General features: G+C 42.6%; 20 protein-coding genes and 1 riboswitch. Of the genes, 13 read left to right on the top strand and 7 right to left on the bottom strand.

What is annotated here, in order from left to right:
- Nucleotides 1–22 precede the first annotated feature (22 nt).
- The 5 genes from F952_RS01750 (at nt 23) to ftsW (ending at nt 5,130) form a co-directional block, all read left to right on the top strand.
- Nucleotides 23–286, top strand: a complete 264-nt coding sequence (locus F952_RS01750) for a FeoA family protein (RefSeq protein ID WP_004920704.1) — start codon at nt 23–25, stop codon at nt 284–286.
- Nucleotides 283–2,136 (top strand): ferrous iron transporter B, encoded by a 1,854-nt coding sequence (gene feoB / locus F952_RS01745; RefSeq protein ID WP_004920702.1) that lies wholly within the window; start codon nt 283–285, stop codon nt 2,134–2,136. Before F952_RS01750 ends, feoB begins: the two co-directional genes overlap by 4 nt.
- Before the next feature lie 16 nt (nt 2,137–2,152).
- Complete coding sequence (locus F952_RS01740) at nt 2,153–2,404, top strand: DUF6587 family protein (protein WP_004920700.1); 252 nt, start codon at nt 2,153–2,155, stop codon at nt 2,402–2,404.
- A 158-nt stretch (nt 2,405–2,562) separates the two neighbouring features.
- Nucleotides 2,563–3,909 (top strand): UDP-N-acetylmuramoyl-L-alanine--D-glutamate ligase, encoded by a 1,347-nt coding sequence (gene murD, locus F952_RS16840; protein ID WP_004920697.1) that lies wholly within the window; start codon nt 2,563–2,565, stop codon nt 3,907–3,909.
- A gap of 24 nt (nt 3,910–3,933) precedes the next feature.
- Nucleotides 3,934–5,130: a putative lipid II flippase FtsW gene (gene ftsW / locus F952_RS16835; RefSeq protein ID WP_004920693.1), complete on the top strand. Its 1,197-nt coding sequence runs from the start codon at nt 3,934–3,936 to the stop codon at nt 5,128–5,130.
- Between the two features lie 94 nt (nt 5,131–5,224).
- Here ftsW and gluQRS read toward each other — a convergent pair whose 3' ends face one another.
- The 5 genes from gluQRS to thiC all read right to left on the bottom strand — a co-directional run bounded on the left by gluQRS (nt 5,225) and on the right by thiC (nt 10,259).
- A complete protein-coding gene (gluQRS, locus tag F952_RS01725) occupies nt 5,225–6,103 on the bottom strand; it encodes a tRNA glutamyl-Q(34) synthetase GluQRS (protein ID WP_004920691.1) in 879 nt (292 codons plus the stop codon).
- A gap of 4 nt (nt 6,104–6,107) precedes the next feature.
- Complete coding sequence (dksA, locus tag F952_RS01720) at nt 6,108–6,638, bottom strand: RNA polymerase-binding protein DksA (protein WP_004920689.1); 531 nt, start codon at nt 6,636–6,638, stop codon at nt 6,108–6,110.
- A 211-nt stretch (nt 6,639–6,849) separates the two neighbouring features.
- Entirely contained in the window at nt 6,850–7,662 is an 813-nt protein-coding gene (gene cpdA, locus F952_RS01715; protein WP_026056900.1) for a 3',5'-cyclic-AMP phosphodiesterase, read from the bottom strand.
- Nucleotides 7,662–8,282, bottom strand: a complete 621-nt coding sequence (locus F952_RS01710; RefSeq protein WP_004920680.1) for an NUDIX domain-containing protein — start codon at nt 8,280–8,282, stop codon at nt 7,662–7,664. Before F952_RS01710 ends, cpdA begins: the two co-directional genes overlap by 1 nt.
- Nucleotides 8,283–8,363: 81 nt before the next feature.
- Nucleotides 8,364–10,259, bottom strand: a complete 1,896-nt coding sequence (thiC, locus tag F952_RS01705) for a phosphomethylpyrimidine synthase ThiC (RefSeq protein WP_004920677.1) — start codon at nt 10,257–10,259, stop codon at nt 8,364–8,366.
- 84 nt (nt 10,260–10,343) lie between these two features.
- Nucleotides 10,344–10,473: riboswitch (TPP riboswitch) on the bottom strand.
- Nucleotides 10,474–10,611: 138 nt separating this feature from the next.
- Here thiC and abuO point away from each other — a divergent pair.
- Both abuO and phoU read left to right on the top strand, forming a co-directional pair.
- Nucleotides 10,612–11,979 carry a multidrug efflux outer membrane protein AbuO gene (gene abuO, locus F952_RS01700; RefSeq protein WP_004920672.1) on the top strand — a complete coding sequence of 456 codons (1,368 nt, stop codon included), beginning with the start codon at nt 10,612–10,614 and terminating at the stop codon, nt 11,977–11,979.
- A 90-nt stretch (nt 11,980–12,069) separates the two neighbouring features.
- The gene (gene phoU, locus F952_RS01695) at nt 12,070–12,795 is read left to right on the top strand and encodes a phosphate signaling complex protein PhoU (RefSeq protein WP_004920667.1); all 726 of its coding nucleotides are present in this window, start codon (nt 12,070–12,072) and stop codon (nt 12,793–12,795) included.
- A gap of 666 nt (nt 12,796–13,461) precedes the next feature.
- Here phoU and F952_RS01690 read toward each other — a convergent pair.
- Together F952_RS01690 and argH are read right to left on the bottom strand one after the other, a co-directional pair.
- Nucleotides 13,462–13,734, bottom strand: coding sequence for an oxidative damage protection protein (locus F952_RS01690; RefSeq protein ID WP_004920664.1), 273 nt, complete (start codon nt 13,732–13,734; stop codon nt 13,462–13,464).
- A 9-nt stretch (nt 13,735–13,743) separates the two neighbouring features.
- Entirely contained in the window at nt 13,744–15,177 is a 1,434-nt protein-coding gene (gene argH / locus F952_RS01685; protein WP_011182010.1) for an argininosuccinate lyase, read from the bottom strand.
- Here argH and F952_RS01680 point away from each other — a divergent pair.
- The 6 genes from F952_RS01680 to F952_RS01655 all read left to right on the top strand — a co-directional run bounded on the left by F952_RS01680 (nt 15,168) and on the right by F952_RS01655 (nt 20,971).
- Nucleotides 15,168–16,319: a sensor histidine kinase gene (locus F952_RS01680; RefSeq protein WP_004920658.1), complete on the top strand. Its 1,152-nt coding sequence runs from the start codon at nt 15,168–15,170 to the stop codon at nt 16,317–16,319. The genes argH and F952_RS01680 overlap by 10 nt on opposite strands.
- Before the next feature lie 57 nt (nt 16,320–16,376).
- Complete coding sequence (locus tag F952_RS01675) at nt 16,377–17,117, top strand: LytR/AlgR family response regulator transcription factor (RefSeq protein ID WP_004920654.1); 741 nt, start codon at nt 16,377–16,379, stop codon at nt 17,115–17,117.
- Nucleotides 17,118–17,225: 108 nt separating this feature from the next.
- Nucleotides 17,226–18,146, top strand: a complete 921-nt coding sequence (gene hemC, locus F952_RS01670) for a hydroxymethylbilane synthase (RefSeq protein WP_004920652.1) — start codon at nt 17,226–17,228, stop codon at nt 18,144–18,146.
- 6 nt (nt 18,147–18,152) lie between these two features.
- Complete coding sequence (locus F952_RS01665; RefSeq protein ID WP_004920650.1) at nt 18,153–18,923, top strand: uroporphyrinogen-III synthase; 771 nt, start codon at nt 18,153–18,155, stop codon at nt 18,921–18,923.
- Nucleotides 18,924–18,997: 74 nt separating this feature from the next.
- Nucleotides 18,998–19,762, top strand: coding sequence for a hypothetical protein (locus F952_RS01660; RefSeq protein ID WP_227499415.1), 765 nt, complete (start codon nt 18,998–19,000; stop codon nt 19,760–19,762).
- 15 nt (nt 19,763–19,777) lie between these two features.
- The gene (locus F952_RS01655) at nt 19,778–20,971 is read left to right on the top strand and encodes a hypothetical protein (RefSeq protein WP_004920644.1); all 1,194 of its coding nucleotides are present in this window, start codon (nt 19,778–19,780) and stop codon (nt 20,969–20,971) included.
- Nucleotides 20,972–20,975: the final 4 nt, after the last annotated feature.

Below are 20,975 nucleotides of genomic sequence, written 5' to 3'. Positions count from 1 at the left end.
AAGAGTTTAGGATCATATTGCAGTGCGTTTATCAGAGCTAAGAGTTAAGCAAACTGCCATCATCACAGCGGTGGATCATACCCTTGATGGCAATACGGATCAACGGGATCCAATCGCAAATCGTCTTGAAACTTTAGGATTTGTGCCTGGAGAGAAAGTGCAGATCGTAACAAAGGGTGTGTTTGGTGGTGATCCTATTCTGGTTCAACTGGGCTTTACACGATTTGCTTTGCGTAAAGTAGAAGCTGCGAAAATTCAGATTTGTTCAGAAGGAACTGCAACATGAGTGATGCACTTCGTATTGCCCTTGTTGGAAATCCAAACTGTGGTAAAACCTCTCTTTTCAACCATCTCACGGGAACGCGCCAGAAGGTCGCGAACTACGCAGGTGTTACGGTTGAGCGTAAGGTTGGGCATTTTGAATTACCTTCAAATAAAGCTGTACGTGTACTGGATTTACCAGGAACATACAGCCTGAATGCGACAAGCCCTGATGAAGCCATTACGCGTGATGTCTGTTTAGGCAAGATCGATGGCGAGCGTGAGCAGGACGCATTTCTATGTGTGGTCGATGCCACCAATCTCAAACTACATCTGGGATTGGTGCTTGAAATTCTGGAGCTTGGGCGTCCTGTTTTGATTGTACTCAATATGATGGATGAAGCTCGCCGTCGTGGGATACAAGTCAATACACAACGATTGTCAGAACGTCTTGGTGTGCCGGTCGTAGAAACAGTTGCTGTACGTCATTCAGGTATCGAAAATTTAATGAATGCACTGGATCAGCAAAAGTTTATGGTTCCTCAGACCGAATTAAGCGGTTTAAAGGGTAGCCATCATCAAAAGATTCAAATGATTTTAAATGATGTGGTGCATTCTGTTGATCAGGCCGATCCTCGCTCAGATTTTCTGGATAAAATCTTTTTACACCCTGTACTTGGATTATTGAGTCTTGCCATTTTGATGTTTGTGGTGTTTCAGTCTGTTTTTGCATGGGCGGCACCCTTCATGGAAATGATTGAAAGCTTCTTTGGCTGGTTGGGTGAAACGGTCGGGACGTATATTTCACAGCCTTTACTGCACAGTCTGGTGGTTGATGGAATCATCGCGGGTGCGGGAAGTGTGGTGGTTTTTTTACCTCAGATTCTGATTCTCTTTTTCTTTATTTTGGTACTTGAAGAATCAGGTTATCTACCACGAGCCGCGTTCTTGCTTGATAAACTTATGTTTAAGGCGGGTTTGAGTGGACGAGCCTTTATTCCACTGCTTTCAAGTTTTGCCTGTGCGATCCCAGGTATCATGGCAACCCGTAGTATTACAGATCCACGAGATCGCTTTACGACGATTATGGTCGCGCCATTAATGACCTGTTCAGCGCGTTTACCCGTGTATGCCTTGCTGATAGGTGCATTTATTCCGAGCCAGACGGTCTGGGGAATCTTTAACCTTCAGGGGCTGGTGCTGTTTGCTTTATATATGGCTGGGATTTTAAGCGCGCTTTGTGTTTCATTTGTTATGAAGTTTTTTCAAAAAGACAAATCGCAACATGCATTATTGATGGAACTACCGAGTTATCGCTTTCCAGATGTCAGAAGTGTGGGCATAGGCTTACTTGACCGCGGCAAAATCTTTTTGAAACGGGTTGGTGGGATTATCTTTGCTTTGTCCATTCTGCTGTGGTTTTTGTGTACATTCCCTCAACCCCCAGAAGGCGCAACACTACCTGCAATTGATTATAGTTTTGCAGGGATGCTTGGGCATGTCATTCAGCCGATTTTTGCACCTATCGGATTTAACTGGCAAATCTGTATTGCATTGATTCCTGCTATGGCAGCACGTGAAGTAGTCGTTGCGGCACTTGGAACTGTCTATGCATTATCTGCAACAGGTGACGATGCGGTGGCTCAGGGGTTGTCGCATCTGATTAGTGCTGAGGGTACAGGTTGGTCACTGGCGACAGGATTGGCTTTGTTAGTGTGGTTTGTTTATGCACCACATTGTCTGGCGACTTTGGCAACTGTACGCCGTGAAACAGGTTCATGGAAAACTGTAGCTGTGATGACAGGCTATTTGTTTGGTCTGGCATATTTGATGTCATTTATCACTTATCAATTGGCAGTACGTATTTTGGTTTAATACGTAGGAGGCTAACATGATTGAATATCTAATTATTGCGGTATTGGTCATTTGGAGTGCTTTAGTGGTTTTTAAAAAAGTATTTCCAAAAACAGCGACGCGTACATTTATGGCGCTTTCTGAACGATGTGAGCAGCAGGGTTGGCACGCGCTAGCCAAGTATTTAAAACCTAAAATGGTGGCAGGCTGTGGCGGGGGGTGTGGCTGTTCAACTGAAGATAAACCAGCACCGAAGACGCAAGAGATTAAACCTGTAAAATGGCACTGATCCTATCTGATATAAAATTGCTTAAAAAGCCGTCAAATTGACGGCTTTTTTACGCGCTGACACAAAAAACGTTGAATATAAGTGAAACTGAAAAAGCATTCAAAACCCCAAAGTGCTAACATTTTGCCAATCAATTTCTGTCACAATGCGGGGCATACATGCTAATTCAACGGGGTGGACTTAAAGTCGTTGCGGGTCTTGGAATCTCAGGGGTTTCAGCCGTTAATTTTTTACATGAACAAGGCTACCGCGTTGCTGTCACAGATTCTCGAGAGACTCCACCTGGGCATGATCAGATTCCTCAAGATGTGCAAACCAGTTTTGGTCAGTTAGATACTGAACTACTCCTGCAAGCCGAAGAAATTATTTTAAGCCCAGGACTGGCACCACAATTACCCGAAATCCAGCAAGCGATTGCACAAGGCATTCCAGTCATTGGAGATATTCAAGTCTTACGCCGTGCGACTCAGGTTCCGATTGTTGCGATTACGGGTTCAAATGCCAAAAGTACCGTAACCACTTTGTTTGGTCAGATGGCAAAAGATGCAGGTAAACGCGTGGCAGTAGGAGGTAATTTAGGGCGTCCAGGATTAGATTTGTTAAAAGACGAGCCTGAGTTGCTGGTACTAGAGCTGTCAAGTTTTCAACTGGAAACGACATCGCACCTGAATGCTGAGGTGGCAGTCATATTAAATATGAGTGAGGATCATCTAGATCGTCATGGAGACATGCTGGGCTATCATCAGGCTAAACATCGTATTTTTCAGGGTGTAAAAAAGGTGGTTTACAACCGTGATGACAGTTTGACACGCCCTCTGGTGCCAGATAGTACACCGATGCAAAGTTTTGGACTCAATGCACCCGACATTAAGCAATATGGCGTTTTACGTGAAGATGATGGAACCATGTGGCTGGCACGTGGCCGTACCCGCCTGATTAAGAGTTCTGAGCTGTATATTCAGGGCACACATAATATTGCCAATGCACTGGCTTGTCTGGCATTGGGTGAAGCGATAGGTTTACCTGTCGAATCTATGCTTGAAACCTTGAAGCAGTTTAAAGGGCTTGAGCATCGCTGCGAATATGTAAAAACAGTCAATGATGTACGTTATTATAATGATTCGAAAGGGACCAATGTGGGGGCAACGCTTGCTGCGATTGATGGTCTTGGTGCTGCAATTGAACCCAAACAAGGCAAAGTCATTGTGATTTTGGGCGGCCAGGGTAAAGGCCAGGATTTTAGCTTGCTGCGCCAGTCTGTTGAGAAATATGTGAAGGCTGCGATTCTGATCGGTGAAGATGCTCAGCAGATTGAGCAGGCGTTGACAGAAACAACTCAGTTGGTGCATGCATCCACTTTAAAAGATGCGGTGACACAGGCACAACAGTATGCACAGCCTGAAGACGTCGTGTTATTGTCACCTGCATGTGCAAGTTTTGATATGTTTAAAGGTTATCCAGATCGGGGACATCAATTTGTTGCCTGTGTGGATGCGCTGGTTTAAAACAAAAATGAGAAGGAAAATGTGATGGCTGGCTTTGCTCAGACAACCATAACCAAGATTAATCAGTTTTATGAACGCTGGATGCCACGCCTGCCCGCAGAAATGACAGCCCGAAATGTCTTGGTTTTCTGTGTCGTATGTTTACTCTGTATTGGTTCAGTCATGGTCGCTTCGGCGTCTATGCCGTATGCCGAGTATATGCATGAAAATCCGTTTCATTACGTGGTGCGACATGCAATTTCAATTGCGACCGCGGCAATCGTGGCTTATCTGGTGTATAAGGTTCCGTTGAATGTCTGGTTTAAAAATACATTCTCATTTTGGTTGATCACCATTTTGCTCTTGCTTGCAGTATTGGTCATTGGAACAGAAGTGAACGGTTCACGGCGCTGGATTCGTCTGGCTGGATTTACCTTGCAGCCGACAGAAGTTGCCAAAGTGATGATGGCGATTTTTACTGCCGACTATGTTGTACGGCGTGCCAAAGAAGTACGGACACACTGGAAAGGGCTGGTACGGTTGAGTGGTGTGATGGCGATTACTGTCGGGCTGATCATTGCAGAACCAGATTTAGGTGCTACTGTGGTAATCGTCCTGATGATGGTCGGGATCTTTTTTCTGGCGGGTGCACCACCCACTCAATTTGCGATTATGTTAGGTGCAGTGGTGATGGGAATTGGTTTCCTGATCCTGTTTGAGCCTTATCGTTTGGCACGGGCAATGTCTTTCACCAATCCATGGGCAGATCCGTTAGGCACAGGTTATCAGCTTTCCAATGCCCTGATGGCCTTTGGGCGAGGTGAATGGTTTGGCACAGGTTTAGGTCACAGTGTTCAAAAACTCTCGTATTTACCCGAAGCGCATACCGACTTTATGTTGGCTGTATTGGGTGAGGAGTTTGGCTTCGTCGGTATTTCGATTGTTATCGGTTTATCGTTTATTATGCTGGCTTGTTGTATCAAGATTGGACATCGTGCCTTAAAGCATAATTTCTTGCGTGCAGGTTATCTGGCGTACGGTATTAGTATCATTTTTCTGCTCCAGATTATTGTAAATGCAGGTATGAACATGGGGCTCATGCCAACCAAAGGTTTGACTTTGCCATTCATTAGTTATGGTGGAACATCATTAATGATGTGTGCAGCGATGATTAGTTTGATTTTGCGAATAGATGCCTCGACTCAGGAGATTAATCCTGATCGTGAAGAATCCAACTTCTAAAAAATCAGTATAAAAAAGCCGCCCATTGTGAATTGCATCCTGAAAGTTGGACACTTTTAGTCTAATTTGAAGGGTGCTTTTCTATGGCAAGGTACTAGAGATAAGTCCCTGCTAAGCGTGTTTGGTGTGGAATATGATTGAGTTGCCACTGTGCTACAGCTTGTTTGAGCATTCTGTCTGGCGTGTCCAGATCGACAGCAGGCTGATGTAATGCTGCTAGCGACTGCTGTATATATTGGGATGCTTTGGAGAGATCCAGGGCTGCTGCCATATTTTGCTTAGAGAGTTTCTGTCCTTGTGCATTCATGGCCAGTGGCAAATGCAGATAGTGTAAGCGCGGATAACCAAGAAGGTCGCCTAACCAGATCTGGCGTTGGGTATTATCCAGTAAGTCCGCTCCACGAACCACGTGGGTCATGCCTTGCATATAATCATCCACCACCACAGCGAGCTGATAGTTGATAATGCCATCCCGCCGTTTTAAAACAAAATCCCCTAGATCATGTGCAAGATTACTGCACTGGATACCTTGCAAGCGATCATCAAAACAAATCAGTTGATCTTTGACTTTGACGCGAATAGCTTGATTTTGAAAGGGTAAATTGAGGTTACGACAGGTGCCTGAATAGATGGCATTTGAACCCAGCATTTTACGTGTGCATTGACAGGCATACACCAGATTTTGAGCCTTGAGTTGCTCAAGGACATTTTCATAGAGATCAAGGCGATCTCGTTGAAACAGGATCTCGCCATCAGGTTGAAAGCCGAAAGCATCGATACAAGCAAGAATATGTGCTTCACTGCCAGGATAGATTCGCGGGATGTCGGTATCTTCGATACGAACCAGCCATTTACCTTGATGGACCTTGGCATCGCAATAGCTTGCAATAGCGGTAATCAGTGAACCAAAATGCAAGGGGCCGGTTGGCGATGGCGCAAACCGACCCACATAAGCAGTATGACGATGAGACATCGTATTAACCGTTATTTTGCTTCTCTTTGATTTCTGCGAGCGTCTTACAGTCAATACATTGCGTGGCTGTAGGACGTGCTTCTAAACGACGTAATCCGATTTCGATACCGCATGTTTCGCAATAACCGTAATCGCCTGCCTTAATATCTTCAAGAGACTGTTCAATTTTACGAATCAGTTTGCGTTCACGGTCACGGGTACGTAATTCGATTGCAAATTCTTCTTCTTGGGTTGCACGGTCATTGACGTCTGGCAAAGCTGAAGATTCGTCCTGCATGGTATTAAGGGTACGATCAACTTCAGTCATCAATTCGCTTTTCCACGCCTGTAAAATCTTGCGGAAATGCTCAAGCTGACCTTCAGACATATATTCTTCGTTTTTCTTAGGCTGATAAGGCGCGATACCAAATAAGCTTGCAGTCGTACCTCCTTCAGAGGTCTTTGGCTTGGCTTTGCGTGCAGGTTTAGCAGCCTTGTCTGCGTCTAAAACTTCTGTATTTTCGTCTAAGACGTGGTTTTGGTTGTCATTCGCCATATAGGGCATTCCTCATCATACACGTACTATCTATACGCAAAAAATATGGTGGTATGCAAGTGTTTTTTATCCAATCCCGTTGGCGGATTTTCCCTCGGGGACGTCATCATATAGATTTTTACAACAAGATGATAGTCGTCCAGATGGTGATTTTATGCAAAATGATGCGGGTTAAGGTCTTAAGATAGCGTGAAAGAGCTAAAAAGAGAGGTTAATAGCCTGAAATTTCAGTATTTATGTTTTGTAGCATATTTTCGATACGATGAATATTACTGTCAAATTGACCATCTGAATTGAGTCGTAATATCCGATAACCTGAGGGTAGGGTATCAAATGCAAATTCATCACTACGCGGTTTAAATTGTACCGAGGTCGAAGGTGAAGAAAGAAAGTCGATGTGCTCCCAGCGGTGCAGAGATTCTTGATGGACATGGCCGCATAAGACAGCCCGAATTTGGGGATAATGTTTAAAAGTAGCCAAAAGATCGGGTGTGTTTTTCAGTTTATGCTGATCAATCCATTTGGAATGCATATCAAATGGATGATGATGACAGGCCACAATCGTCGGCGTATCTGGATGAGCCGCTAAATGATCTCTCAGTTGTTGAATCTGTTGGTCATTGATCCAGCCATCAACCTGACCGACCACAGCACTGTTCATTAAGATCACATGCCAGTTGCCCAGAACAACAATACTCAGCTCAGAAGGAGACGCTTGATGAAATGGAAAGAACTCAGGATGATCATGATTTCCAGGAACATGAAAAAAAGGAACCCCAAAGCTTTGCATGAAATCTAAATAGCGTGCATAAGTGGCTGGCGTCGGCGTTTGTGCCAAATCTCCAGTGTGAATGATCGCATCAATTTGAGCATGATGCTGGCGGATATGTTGCATGACACAATGAAAACTCCGCTCTGGATTAATGCCAACAAATTCCTGTTGTGGGTCTTCCAGCAAATGGGTGTCTGTAATTTGGATAATCACATGTTGTTGAGTCGAAAAGGGCGTAATCTTAAACATGATTATGTCGCGTCCTGCTGACGAATCTGCTGAGCAAGCCATTGTAGTGCCATAATCACAGGTGCATTACGCAAACGACCCTGTGACAGCAATGTGGTGAGTTGATCATAGTCAAAAAGATGAAGTTTGATGTTTTCACCTTCTTCTGCAAGTCCAAAAACACCGCCATATTCAGGTAGCGTCGTTTGAGCAGTATAAAGATGGAATAACTCTGAACAGGCACCTGCTGAAGGGTAAAAGCTAAACAGATGTTGAGCTGCCTGAATTTCACAGCCAGATTCTTCTAGGCATTCGCGTCTGATACAGGTTTCTGGCGACTCATCTCCATCGAGTACCCCTGCAATAATTTCAAGTTGCCAAGGTGATGATGTATCTTCAATTGCACCAATCCGAAATTGTTCGATCAATGCAAATTTTCGTTGCGGATGACTATACAGCAACACACCCGCCGCTTGCTTCCTTGTGATCAATTCACGCTGAATCACGGGGGTGTATTCTTGCTGATTAAACAGGCGATGTCGAAAGCTGACTTTTTCAAGTCGAGTGAAGCCTTGATAAAGTGATTCACGTTTTTCAATTTCGACATCGTGATGCGAATAACTCGCCTGTTCTAATATGGTCATAAAATTTAAAAAGGATGAAATACATGTCTGTATTTCATCCTAACTGAGTTCAAATTAAAGACAAACGCTTTTTTTAGCGTTTTAGACTTTTTGATACAGTTTTTGACCGTTGTCGTGATAAGCCTGTTTCATGCTCTTGAGACCTTGTTCAACCTCTTCGGTAGATGGATTGAAATCCTTTGCAGTCTCTTGATTTTGTGCATAGTTTCGCACATTTTGAGTGATTTTCATGGAGCAAAATTTAGGACCGCACATCGAGCAGAAATGCGCAGATTTATGTGCCTCTTTTGGAAGCGTTTCATCGTGCATACTACGGGCAGTATCTGGATCTAGACTCAAATTGAACTGGTCATCCCAACGGAATTCGAAACGGGCTTTAGATAAGGCATTGTCACGTACCTGCGCACCTGGATGCCCTTTAGCAAGATCGGCAGCATGGGCGGCAATCTTGTAAGTGATAATCCCATCTTTGACGTCTTTCTTGTTGGGTAGGCCTAAATGCTCTTTCGGAGTGACATAACACAGCATGGCTGTACCATACCAGCCAATCATGGCTGCACCAATGGCTGAAGTAATATGATCATAACCAGGTGCAATATCGGTAGTGAGTGGCCCTAAAGTATAAAATGGTGCTTCCTTACAGACTTCAAGCTGTAAATCCATATTTTCCTTGATCATATGCATCGGTACGTGTCCTGGCCCTTCAATCATGACCTGTACATCATGTTCCCATGCACGATGTGTCAACTCACCGAGTGTACGGAGTTCGCCAAACTGTGCTTCATCGTTGGCATCTTGAATACAGCCAGGGCGGAGTCCATCACCCAGACTAAATGACACGTCATAGGCCTTCATAATCTCGCAGATTTCATCAAAATGCGTGTAGAGGAAGTTTTCTTCATGATGTGCCAGACACCACTGCGCCATAATTGAACCACCGCGTGACACAATACCGGTCAGGCGATTGGCTGTTAAAGGAACGTAGCGTAATAATACACCCGCATGAATCGTAAAATAATCGACCCCCTGTTCTGCCTGTTCAATTAAGGTGTCTTTAAAAATTTCCCAAGTTAGATCTTCTGCTACACCATCGACTTTTTCGAGTGCCTGATAGATTGGAACGGTTCCAATCGGAACAGGCGAGTTGCGGATAATCCATTCACGGGTTTCGTGAATATTTTTACCTGTGGAAAGATCCATGATGGTATCTGCACCCCAGCGGGTCGCCCAGGTCATTTTTGACACTTCTTCATCAATACTCGAACCCAATGCCGAGTTACCGATATTGGCATTGATCTTCACCAGAAAGTTGCGACCAATAATCATGGGTTCGATTTCAGGATGATTAATATTGGCAGGAATAATGGCACGTCCAGCAGCCACTTCTTGGCGAACAAACTCAGGGGTAATTTCGGTCAGATTCTTTGCTCCGAAGTTTTGTCCTGCATGTTGACGCATGTCTACTTCGTCACGCTGACGCTGGTTTTCACGAATCGCGATATATTCCATTTCAGGGGTGATCATGCCCTTTTTGGCATAGTGCATTTGCGTGACGTTTTGTCCTGTTTTGGCACGACGTGGTTTCTGGATATGTGCAAATCGGATATCTGCAGTACGGATATCTTTCAGGCGTTCTTGTCCAAAGCTGGAGCTCAAAGTGTCGAGTACATCGGTATCTTGTCGCTCTTCAATCCAGGCCTGACGAACATGAGGTAAACCCTTGTTTAAATCAATCGCAACCTCAGGGTCGGTATAGACGCCCGAAGTGTCATAAACCATCACAGGTGGGTTTTTTTCGCCGCCTAGACCGGTTGGTGTGTCTGTCAGTGCGATCTGGCGCATGGGCACCTGAATATCTGGTCGGGAACCTTGAATATAAACTTTAGTGGATGCGGGCAGAATACGGGTGAGATCCTTGGCATCTTGTTCATGTTGAGCTGAGAGGTCAGCAGGGGACAGATTCGTTAATTGGTTCATGGCATGATCCTTATGAAAAACACTAACGAATCAAGCAACCAAAAACGATGGCAAAAGTATCTGATAGGCAGATAGAGGGCATATGTTTTTTGATGACTTGATTCCTACGCAGGTATTAACCTGATCAGGTTCAACGGTACTTGGGATCAAATCAGTTCAAAAAACAGATTTACCCAATCTCAGCGAGTTGTTACTCGCGCTCCGTCAAGCATGCAGTCATAGTAACATGGATTTTGGTTGGATAAAGGTGGGAGAAAAATCTTTTAAATGTAAATCTATAATCATGTGAATTGTAATTTGCATGGTTTTTTCTTAGTCTACATAAGCATTGTTCATCGTTGATCATCAATTCATGACCATCAAAAAAATTATACTTGTGACAGGTTTATGGGGATGCTCTGTTCCTGTTTTTGCACTGGATCTTGTGGGTGTATATCAGCTTGCCAAAAATAATGACCCTGCCTTACAGGCCGATCAATATCAATTTCAGGCCGATCAGCTCAATTTAGGCCTGGCAACAGGGAATTTATTACCCACAGTGACTTTAGCTGGAAATGTTACCCGTGATCGTCAGACGGTTAAAAATGATCAATCTTTTGAATTACCTGCTTTTGGTGATGCATCCAATGCATTGGTGAGTAATACTTCTACCAAAAAACAAGTGTCTTTAACCGCCAGACAGCCTATCTTTCGTATGGATGCATGGCAAGGCTACAAACAGGTTAAAACATCGGTATTGTTAAGTGAAGTCACCTTAAAAATACAAAAACAGCAACATATTCTTGATGTCGCTGAGGCGTATTTTAATGTGCTGCGACAGCAGGCTTTAAGCGCTGCATATCTGCAGGAAGAGCAAGCCTTGTTGCAGCAGCTTGACATGATGAATGCCAAACTCAAACAAGGATTCGTTGCAAAAAGTGATGTGAGTGAGGCCAATGCACAATATCAAAATGCACGTGCCAATCGTATTGCTGGAGAAGTACAAATGATGCTGGCTCAGGAACAATTGAACCAGTATATTGGCGCAAATAGCACACAAAATTTGGCTACACTCAGACCAGATTTTCAATTCCAGTCTCCGTATCCAGCTCAGTTGCAAGATTGGTTAATGTTAGCTCAGACACATAACTTGGCGATTCAGCAAGCTACATTGCAACGACAGTATGCCGAGGATGGACGGCGTGTGGAAAAGGCAGCACTTTATCCACAGCTCAACGCAGTTGCCACTTATGGTTATACCGATCAAAGCCCCGAAACATTGATTTCAACCAATGGTCAGTTTGACCAGATAGGTCTTGAGTTAAGCTGGAATGTCTTTAATGGTGGACAAACCCGAACTTCAATTAAAAAAGCCAGTATTTTAATCGATAAGGCCCAATCACAGCTTGATACGGCCAAACGCAATGCTTCAGTCGACGTTAAAAAAGCATTTTTACAACTGGAAACAGATCAATCCAAGTTGCAGGCTCGAAAAGCGGCTATGAGTTCGGCCGAGTTAGTCTCACAGTCGTCTCGTGCCAGTTACAACGAAGGCCTCAAAACTATGGTGGATGTTCTTTTGGCACAAAGAAATGCTTTTTCTGCAAAGCAGGATTACTTAAATGCGCAATATGATTATCTGGTCAACGTTTTAAAACTAAAAGCCGCGGTAGGGCAGCTTTCAGAGCAAGATCTGGCTGAGCTGAATGCATGGTTGATGCCTGAAAAAATACAGGACTAAATTTTATCGCTGTCATTAAAGTTTCATACAGAATGTGCTTTAATTCACAATTATATATGTTCAGCGCATTAAGCCGGTTCGGAGGCTGTCTTGAGTCCAACTAATCCTGTATTGACCCATCATATTTCCTCACAATTTAATGAGGATCTCCAGTTGGTGAATACTAAATTTATGACCATGGGTGGTCTGGTCGAACAACAGGTTGCAAATGCCATTCATGCCTTGCTGGATACGGATGCTGGAATGGCAGTTGACGTGCAGTTTCAAGATAATGTGGTTAATCAGTACGAGCGTGATATTGATGAAGGCCTGACATTGATTTTGGCACGCCGTCACCCAGCTGCAATTGATTTACGTATGGTCATTGCAATGAGCAAAGCCAATACAGATTTAGAGCGCATTGGTGATGAAGCTGCCAAGATCGCCCGTATTGCACAAAACTTGTGTGAAGAAGGGGGCTCGCCTCGTGGTTATATGGAAACACGTCATATTGGTAATCAGGTTCGTGTCATGATCCATGATGCCCTGGATGCCTTTGCGCGTCTGGATGCAGAGCAGGCTTTACAGGTTTTACTCGCAGATGCTGATATTGACCGTGAATATCAATCGGCGACACGTACTCTCATGACCTATATGATTGAAGATCCAAGACATATTTCCCGGGTCATCAACGTGATGTGGGTTTTGCGTTCACTTGAGCGAATTGGCGATCATGCACGTAATATTGCCGAGCAAGTGATTTATATGGCAAAAGGTCTGGATGTTCGTCACACCAAAATTGAAGAAATTGAAGAAAAAGTTCAACAGCGCAAATAATATTGATTTTAAAACATTGATTAAAAAAAGACCTTGAATTTGCATCAAGGTCTTTTTTATTACACTTTTGAGGGTATCTCCGAACATCCATTTCGGGGTTGCTTCTTCACAGCAAGGCACATTTAAGATTTATTTTGCTTTTGGGAGGCTTCCTGCTTCCTATATGTTCAGATTAATGACTCTAATCAATAAATAAAAGCAGTAAAAGGCGATAAATCATGTAAGAAAAAACGCACAAAAAAATCCCAGATTTTTTGGGGGAAAATCTGGGATGAAAAACAACATCAAATTGTGTTGTTATCCAAGATGTGGGGTAACATCTTGCTATGGATTCATCATAAAAAATCAGTGCGAGGATGTCTTGAGGAGTCTTGTTAGGCTATGTAATGTTATATGTTCATCTGTAATGTTATAAGAATAACGTAGCTACTCTGTCACTAGGTTTGCATATATGGAGTAATAAAGTATTTTTATTTGATATCCATCTATTCTAAATAATCAAAATGAAGCGCAACAGCAAATTCAAATTAACAGATATTGCGTCTTATCTGTATCTATAAATTGATTTAGAAGTCTTGAGGCCATTTGAATAACCTCAAGATAAAATGATTCAATATTTAAATCAAAGCATACTTTTGAGTTTGATCGAGCAATGATCAATACACATCATGCTTCTGGTTTCCAGCCTTCTGCTTTTTCAACACTGGCATCGTTATTGAAAAACTTTTCGCGCTGTTCTTCCAGAAATTTTTTCGCTTCTGGTTCAAACACATTTAGGCGTTTTTCATTAATCAGGGTTGTTTGGTGCTGTAACCATTCTTGCCAGGCTTGTTTTGAAACATTGTCAAAAAACTCCTGACCTTTTGCTCCAGGGAATGGCGCAAAATCCAAGCCTTCCATTTCCTGTTGATATTTTCGACAAAATACAAGACGTGTCATGATGTTTCCTTAAGCATAAAGTTTTTCGAGACGATCATAGGCACGTGCAATCGCGGCTTCTACCTGCTTTGGTGACGTTCCACCAATGTGATCACGTGCATTGACAGAAGCTTCTAAAGTCAGTGCTTTATCAAAGACATCCGCAGTAATGAGATCTGAGAATTGTTGAAGCTGCTCAAGCGAAAGTTCAGAAAGATCTTTTTCTTCCTGCACGCCTAACGCAACGGCTTTCCCCACAATTTCATGTGCATCACGGAAAGCGACGCCTTTTTTAACCAAATAATCTGCAAGGTCGGTTGCAGTTGAGAAACCACGCAATGCAGCTTCGCGCATAATTTCAATATTTGGACCTAATGCTGGGACCATATCTGCAAATGCCATCAGTGAGCCACGAACTGTATCAATAGCATCAAATAAAGGCTCTTTGTCTTCCTGATTGTCTTTGTTGTAAGCCAAAGGCTGACCTTTCATGAGTGTCAATAAGCTGATGAGATCACCAAAAACACGTCCAGATTTACCACGAATTAACTCAGGCACATCTGGGTTTTTCTTCTGAGGCATAATCGATGAGCCTGTGCAGAATCGGTCAGGAATATTTACAAACTTGAACTGTGCTGATGTCCATAGAATAAGTTCTTCAGACATTCTTGATAAATGCATCATGATCAACGATGCAGCTGCATTAAACTCAATGGCAAAATCACGATCAGATACAGCATCTAGCGAGTTTTCTGATACTGCTTCAAAACCGAGTAATTCCGCAGTAAAAGCACGGTCAATCGGGTAAGTGGTTCCAGCAAGTGCTGCCGAACCCAGTGGCATACGATTGACGCGCTTACGGCAGTCTTGTAGACGTTCGGTATCACGCACAAACATTTCAAACCAAGCCATTAGATGATGACCAAACGTGACAGGCTGTGCTGTTTGCAGGTGAGTAAACCCTGGCATGATCGTTTGGGTATTTTGCGCTGCTAATCCAAGCAAACCCTTTTGTAGACGTAATAAAATCGTCAAAATGTCATCGATTTCATCTCTGAGATACAGGCGGATATCGGTCGCAACCTGATCGTTACGGCTACGGCCCGTATGTAATTTTTTACCTGTAATACCAATGCGTTGAGTCAAGCGAGACTCAATATTCATATGAACATCTTCTAAATCAATACGCCATTCAAATTGACCTGCTTCGATTTCTGATTTGATTGCGCTCAGGCCCTGAATGATGTCATCACGCTCTGCTTCGGTGAGTACGCCTACTTTAGCCAACATTGTGGCATGTGCGATTGAACCAGCAATATCTTGTTTATAAAAACGTTGGTCGAATTGCACAGATGCGGTAAATTCAGCAACAAAGGCATCGGTCGCTTCAGTAAAGCGACCGCCCCACATACCAGAGGTCTGGGTTGAGGTTGGCTGTTCAGAGGAATGAGAAGATGTGGTCATGTCGGCTCGGTAAAATAAAAAAGAGTATAACAAATTCTGCTGCACTTGCCGACGCATCGCGTGACAAGAAACTTGGTCGAGGATATATCACTACGACAAAATCTTCCTATTTTTTTACGAAAATTGGTGGTTGGCAATATTTATTAGAACTCATTGTAGCAAGTAATGTACTGGCGCTGGTGTTGTCCTTGGCGGAAGCGGGGTCGTGGCGAGCTTTTGATTTATTTCGATTATTACAATACATCTTATTTATTAACTGGGTTATTTTTGCTTTTTCAGTTTTGATTAATCGGTTGCAGGGCAGGTTAAATCGTCTTTCACAGATCCCAGCATTGATCGTAGGGTTCATTTTATTACAGGGTATTGTGATCGTAACCACATGGTGTGCAAATGCAGCGTTATATTGGGGAGGCCATTTCTCATTTAAAGATATGAACCTTTCAGTATGGTGTTCTGGTTTAACAATGCATCTCAGCTATGGCGTATTGCTGGGCGGTTTTTGTTTACGTTATTTGTATGTCAGAGATCAGTGGGTGAGGCAACAGCATAGCGAATTAGAAGCTCGGATCCAGGCTATGCAAGCCAGAATCCATCCCCATTTTTTATTTAATAGTTTAAATAGTGTTGTCAGCCTGATTAGTATCGATCCAGATAAAGCAGAAACCATGTTAATTAACTTGTCACGTTTATTTCGAGCAAGTTTTCAGGAGCTTAAATTGGTGAGTCTGGCAGAAGAAATCGAGCTTTGTCAGCATTATTTAGCGATTGAGTCGATCCGATTAGGTGAGCGCTTAAATGTTGAATGGAAAATAAATCATTCAGATCAAATGCTTAAGGTTGCAAGAATTCCATTACTTACCTTGCAGCCTTTAATTGAGAACAGTATTTTCCATGGTGTAGAGACCAGCAGTCAGCCCAGTAATATTAGTATACTGGTTGAAATATTGCAGAATCAGGTCAGTATAGTCATTACTAATCCGTACAGTCCAGATAAAATAAAACTGAGAGAAGGGCATGGTATTGCGGTAGAGAATGTGAAAAAGCGCTTAATTGCGTACTATGGAAGTTCAGTGAAGTTTCAAATCTATTGCGCAAGAGAGTTGTATACCATCGTAGTAAATTATCCATACCAAACAAAATAATAAGTCGTACCACCTCAAAAAAACGGAACTTATGGGAGGGCGACAAAGGAGGAAGAAATGAGGATTCTGATTTGTGATGATGAACCTCTTGCAATTGGACGATTATCACGGTTAGTGATTCAATTGGGTCATGACGTAGTTGCGACAGCACAAAATGGTCAGCAGGCACTTGAACTGGTTGATGTTTATCAGCCTGATGTAGTGCTGCTGGATATTCAGATGCCGGATATGAATGGTTTGTTGTGTGCCGAACAGCTCAGCCTGATGGATCCGATGCCAGCCATTATTTTTTGTACGGCTTATGATGATCATGCTCTCGATGCATTTAAGTCTAAGGCGCAGGGATATTTACTCAAACCCATTGCTCAGCCTGAATTACAGCGTGTGCTTGAACAGCTTCCGCGCCTGAATCAGGTACAAATTAATCATATAAAACAAAAAGAAGATATAGACACCTTGAAGACACAACGACATCAGATCACAGCACGTACTTATCGGGGGGTAGAACTCATTCCGGTCGAAAATATTTATTATTTTTTAGCCGATCAGAAATACGTCACAGTGCGTCATAAGAATGGCAGTGTACTTATTGATGAAACCTTAAAAGAGCTTGAACTTGAATTTCAAAATCGGTTTATTCGGATTCATCGTAATGCACTGGTGTCAGTCGATTATCTCGATGGTCTTGAAGTGATTAGCTCTGGTCAGTATCAAGTGCGTTGCCGTGAGGTGAATGAACGTTTGGCGGTAAGTCGACGTCACCTTCCTTATTTGCGAGACCGTATGCAAAAAATGTAAATTAAGTCGCACATTCATCGTACTAAGGGTGTGAAAGAACATATTTTACTTGCATTTTTAAGCAATCGGGTTAAGTTTAGAGTCTGTTTTTTATTGATCTCAATCCTTATGCAAACCTTAAAGATTGCTACACGACAAAGCCCGCTTGCGTTATGGCAGGCAGAACATATTCGTGATCGGTTACAGGCACTTTATCCTGAGCTTAAGGTTGAATTAGTCAAGTTTGTTACACAGGGTGATAAAATACTGGATACACCTTTAGCTAAAATTGGTGGTAAAGGTTTGTTCGTTAAAGAGCTTGAAGCAGCGCTATTGGATGGACGCGCAGATTTGGCAGTACATTCCATGAAAGATGTCCCAATGCATTTGCCAGAGGGTTTAAGCCTTGCGGTCATTTGTGAGCGTGAAGATCCATTGGATGCTTTTGTGTCTAATCATGTGATGAGTTTTGATCAATTGCCTTTGGGGGCGCGTGTGGGGACGTCAAGCTTACGCCGTAAATGTCAAATTCTTAAACAACGTCCAGATCTTGAAATTATAGACTTACGTGGCAATGTGGGGACCCGTTTGGCAAAGCTTGATGATGGACAATATGATGCCATTGTTCTGGCAAGTGCAGGATTAAAGCGTCTAGGACTAATATCACGTATTCGTCATAGCATAAATGCTGAAATTAGTTTACCTGCTGTAGGCCAAGGGGCTTTAGGGCTTGAATGTCGAGCAAATGATAAAAAGATTCTTGATCTAATTGCACCGCTTGCACATCAGCCAACCTCTGCTTGCGTTAGGGCTGAACGTGCGTTTAATGCGTATTTGGAAGGTGGATGTCAGGTTCCGATTGCTGGTTTTGCTACACTGACACAGGAGTGTCTGACTTTGGAAGGCCGTGTAGGAAGTGTAGATGGTAAAACCTTACTTAAGGATCATGTAGAAGGTCATGCAGATCAGGCTGAGGTGCTTGGTGTGCAATTGGCGAAGCAGTTACTTGCACAGGGTGCAGGCGAATTGCTGCGTGATTTATATCAATAAACTACCATGCTGCTGATTAATACACGACCCGCAGATCGTGCAGATGAACTGACACAGGCTGTATCTGCACAGGGTTATCGTGTAGAAAATCTTCCTTTATTGGTGCTTAAAAAGAAACCATTTTCAGCGCACCTGAAACAACTGTATCAGCAGCTTGACCAGAGTCAACTGATCGTGGTGGTTAGTCCGACAGCAGTTGAAATTGGAATGCAATATTTGCAAAAAGCCAATATTTCACTGAGCAGCTTGAGTCATATACGCTGGGTTGCTGTGGGAAAAAGCACGGCCAAAGCGCTGCAATACTACGGCATATCTGCCGAGATTCCACAGGTTGAAACCTCAGAAGGCATGTTGCAGCTTCCAGTATTCCAGATGCTTAAATCGTTTAGGCAAGTGGCGTTCTGGCGTGGAGAGGGAGGGCGTCAATTGATGATGCAGCAGCTCATAGATCAGGGTGTGCACCTACTTAATTTTATTTTATATGATCGGCAGTGTCCCGAGTCTGCAACGCAAAAAATATTGTCGATAGCGCATGATATTGTTCAAGACAAGCAACCTGTCTGGGTCCTGATAACTAGTGAGGCAAGCTGGTTGAACTGGTTAAGTTTAATTCAGCCACATGCTGGATTATTTCAGGATTGTCATTACCTCGTATTGGGTGAGCGCTTAGAACAAATTTTAACGATCTATCAGAACCAGCATCAGCTCAGTTTTAATATGATACGTCTTGAGAATCTGAAAGCCTCAAGCATAGTGCAGCACTTAGACGCATTATAAGGAATCTTATGAGAAAAATTTTATTTGTTAGCTTGTTATTGGTTTTAGGCTGGATCATAAAGCTGAGCTATGACATGTTTCAAATCTCTCAGCAGATTCCACAGTTTCAACAAGATATCTTAAAATTGGAGCAAAACAACGCCAGTCTTAACGATCAGATTGTGGCGCTACAGCGCCAGTTAAGTTCAGGCGAAGCTAAACCTGCTGGCGCAACAAATGTGCAGCAGCCTATGCAGTCTCAACCTAACCCTGTGATACTCATTAAGCAACAACTGCAACTAATTCAATTTGCGTTACAGCAGCAACAATACATATTGGCGATCGATAAGTTAAATAGTTTAGATGCATCTCTTGGACAATATGAATTGGCAGGTACTTTAAAACAAAGTTTACATGAAGCAATGGTTAAAGATCGACAGGCAATTCAGCAATTTGTCCTGATGAAGCAGCAGCAGCAAGAACAATTTAATAATCTGCTTTCGCAAATGGATAAAATTTTACAGCAATCACAGCAAGGCGGCCGTGTTCAACTCAACCGAAAAGACAATACATCGTTCTGGCAAGGCTGGATTCAGTTTGAAAAGGTCAAAAGAGAACCTGCGGCATTATTGGATCGTCAGATTCTGATTAAAGAAGTTCAATTGCGTTTAATTCTGGCAAAACAGGCATTAAACTTGGGGCAGGTTTCTGAGTATCAAAATACCGTGCAAATGGCGATTGAGCAAATATCACAGTTGCCTGATCGCGATAGCCAGCAGCTTAAGCAAAAGCTTGAAAAAATCAAACAAGTTCCAGTTCTTCCTATTCCTAAACTAGCTGCTCTTGGGCTACTCGGATAAGGAGGACGACATATCATGAAAGCTTTAATCTGGACTTATCTGGTTAGCTCACTATTTTTATTGGCCTTACTCAGTGTAATAAGTTATGGATATGGCGCGGGTTATATCTACGTGTACTGGCATGATTGGCAAATACAAACCAATGTTTGGATTGCTGGGTTTGCTGTTATTACATGTGGATTAATACTTCAACTGCTGTGGACGGCTGTAAAACGTTATCGCACCCGTGAACAACGTAAGCTTAAAACGATATTTGATTTTAAAACGTTGCATCCTTATGAACAATTGGGCGTGATTTGGTTATTGGAAGCTGCTCAAGATCAGCAAGAGTTTATCAATCGAATTTTTTCTCAATCTGGATTATTAAAGGGGATTGTAGAAGCCAAATTGTTATTTAAGCAAGGTGAATACCAACTGGCTTTAAATGCATTACATCAGACAGCCCCTATGGCTTTTGAACTTGCCGAATTAGAGCGCATTGAAATTTTTCTGGCATTGGGTGATACCGAAAAAGCCTTAACTCATCTTGAATTTTTACAACAACATCAATTGTCTCCATGGTTACAGGATATTGAACACGCCTATCGGCAGAAAATCACAGAACTTTGGGGGAGTTTGGCTCTACAACAATCTTGGGTATATTTGCGCTCATTAAAATATGGTCATCTTGATGCACAAACACGCGATTTGTGGCTACAACAGTTATTAACTCAGTTTGACCAGGCATCTTATGAAGATTTACAGGCAGTACAACAGCGTTATTTAGTACTTGAGCAAGAAATACAGACAAGGCCGTATACCAGTAAAGTTTTATGGTTAAAACTTTTATCTCGATTGCCAGAAATGAGTATTCAACATGAACGGCTTGCATTACATTTATTAAGAGAACAGTTTGACCGCGATGTATTTTACTTGTGGTTTCAGCAACAATTATTAAAACAAGCACCAGATTATCAGGATATTGAAAATAAAATTGAAGAAATGGAGCAGCAATATTTAAGTCAGCCGATTTTGAGCTTTGCCAAATGGTATGTGTATGAAGCGACAGATCGTCATGAACAAGCTGAAGCATTATTAACACTTTATCCAGACAATGTCTTAATGAGTTATCTTAGAATCAAATCAAAAATTAAAAATAATGAATATCTGGTGCAGCAGTTAAACTTAATTTTTGAAAATGATGCAAATTTTCTGCAATTTAAAATATGAGTAA

Origin of the sequence: Acinetobacter baylyi DSM 14961 = CIP 107474, assembly GCF_000368685.1 — a bacterium.
Taxonomy (GTDB): domain Bacteria; phylum Pseudomonadota; class Gammaproteobacteria; order Pseudomonadales; family Moraxellaceae; genus Acinetobacter; species Acinetobacter baylyi.
Note: the sequence above shows the minus strand (reverse complement) of the source record. Positions and strands in the feature narration are given on the sequence as shown.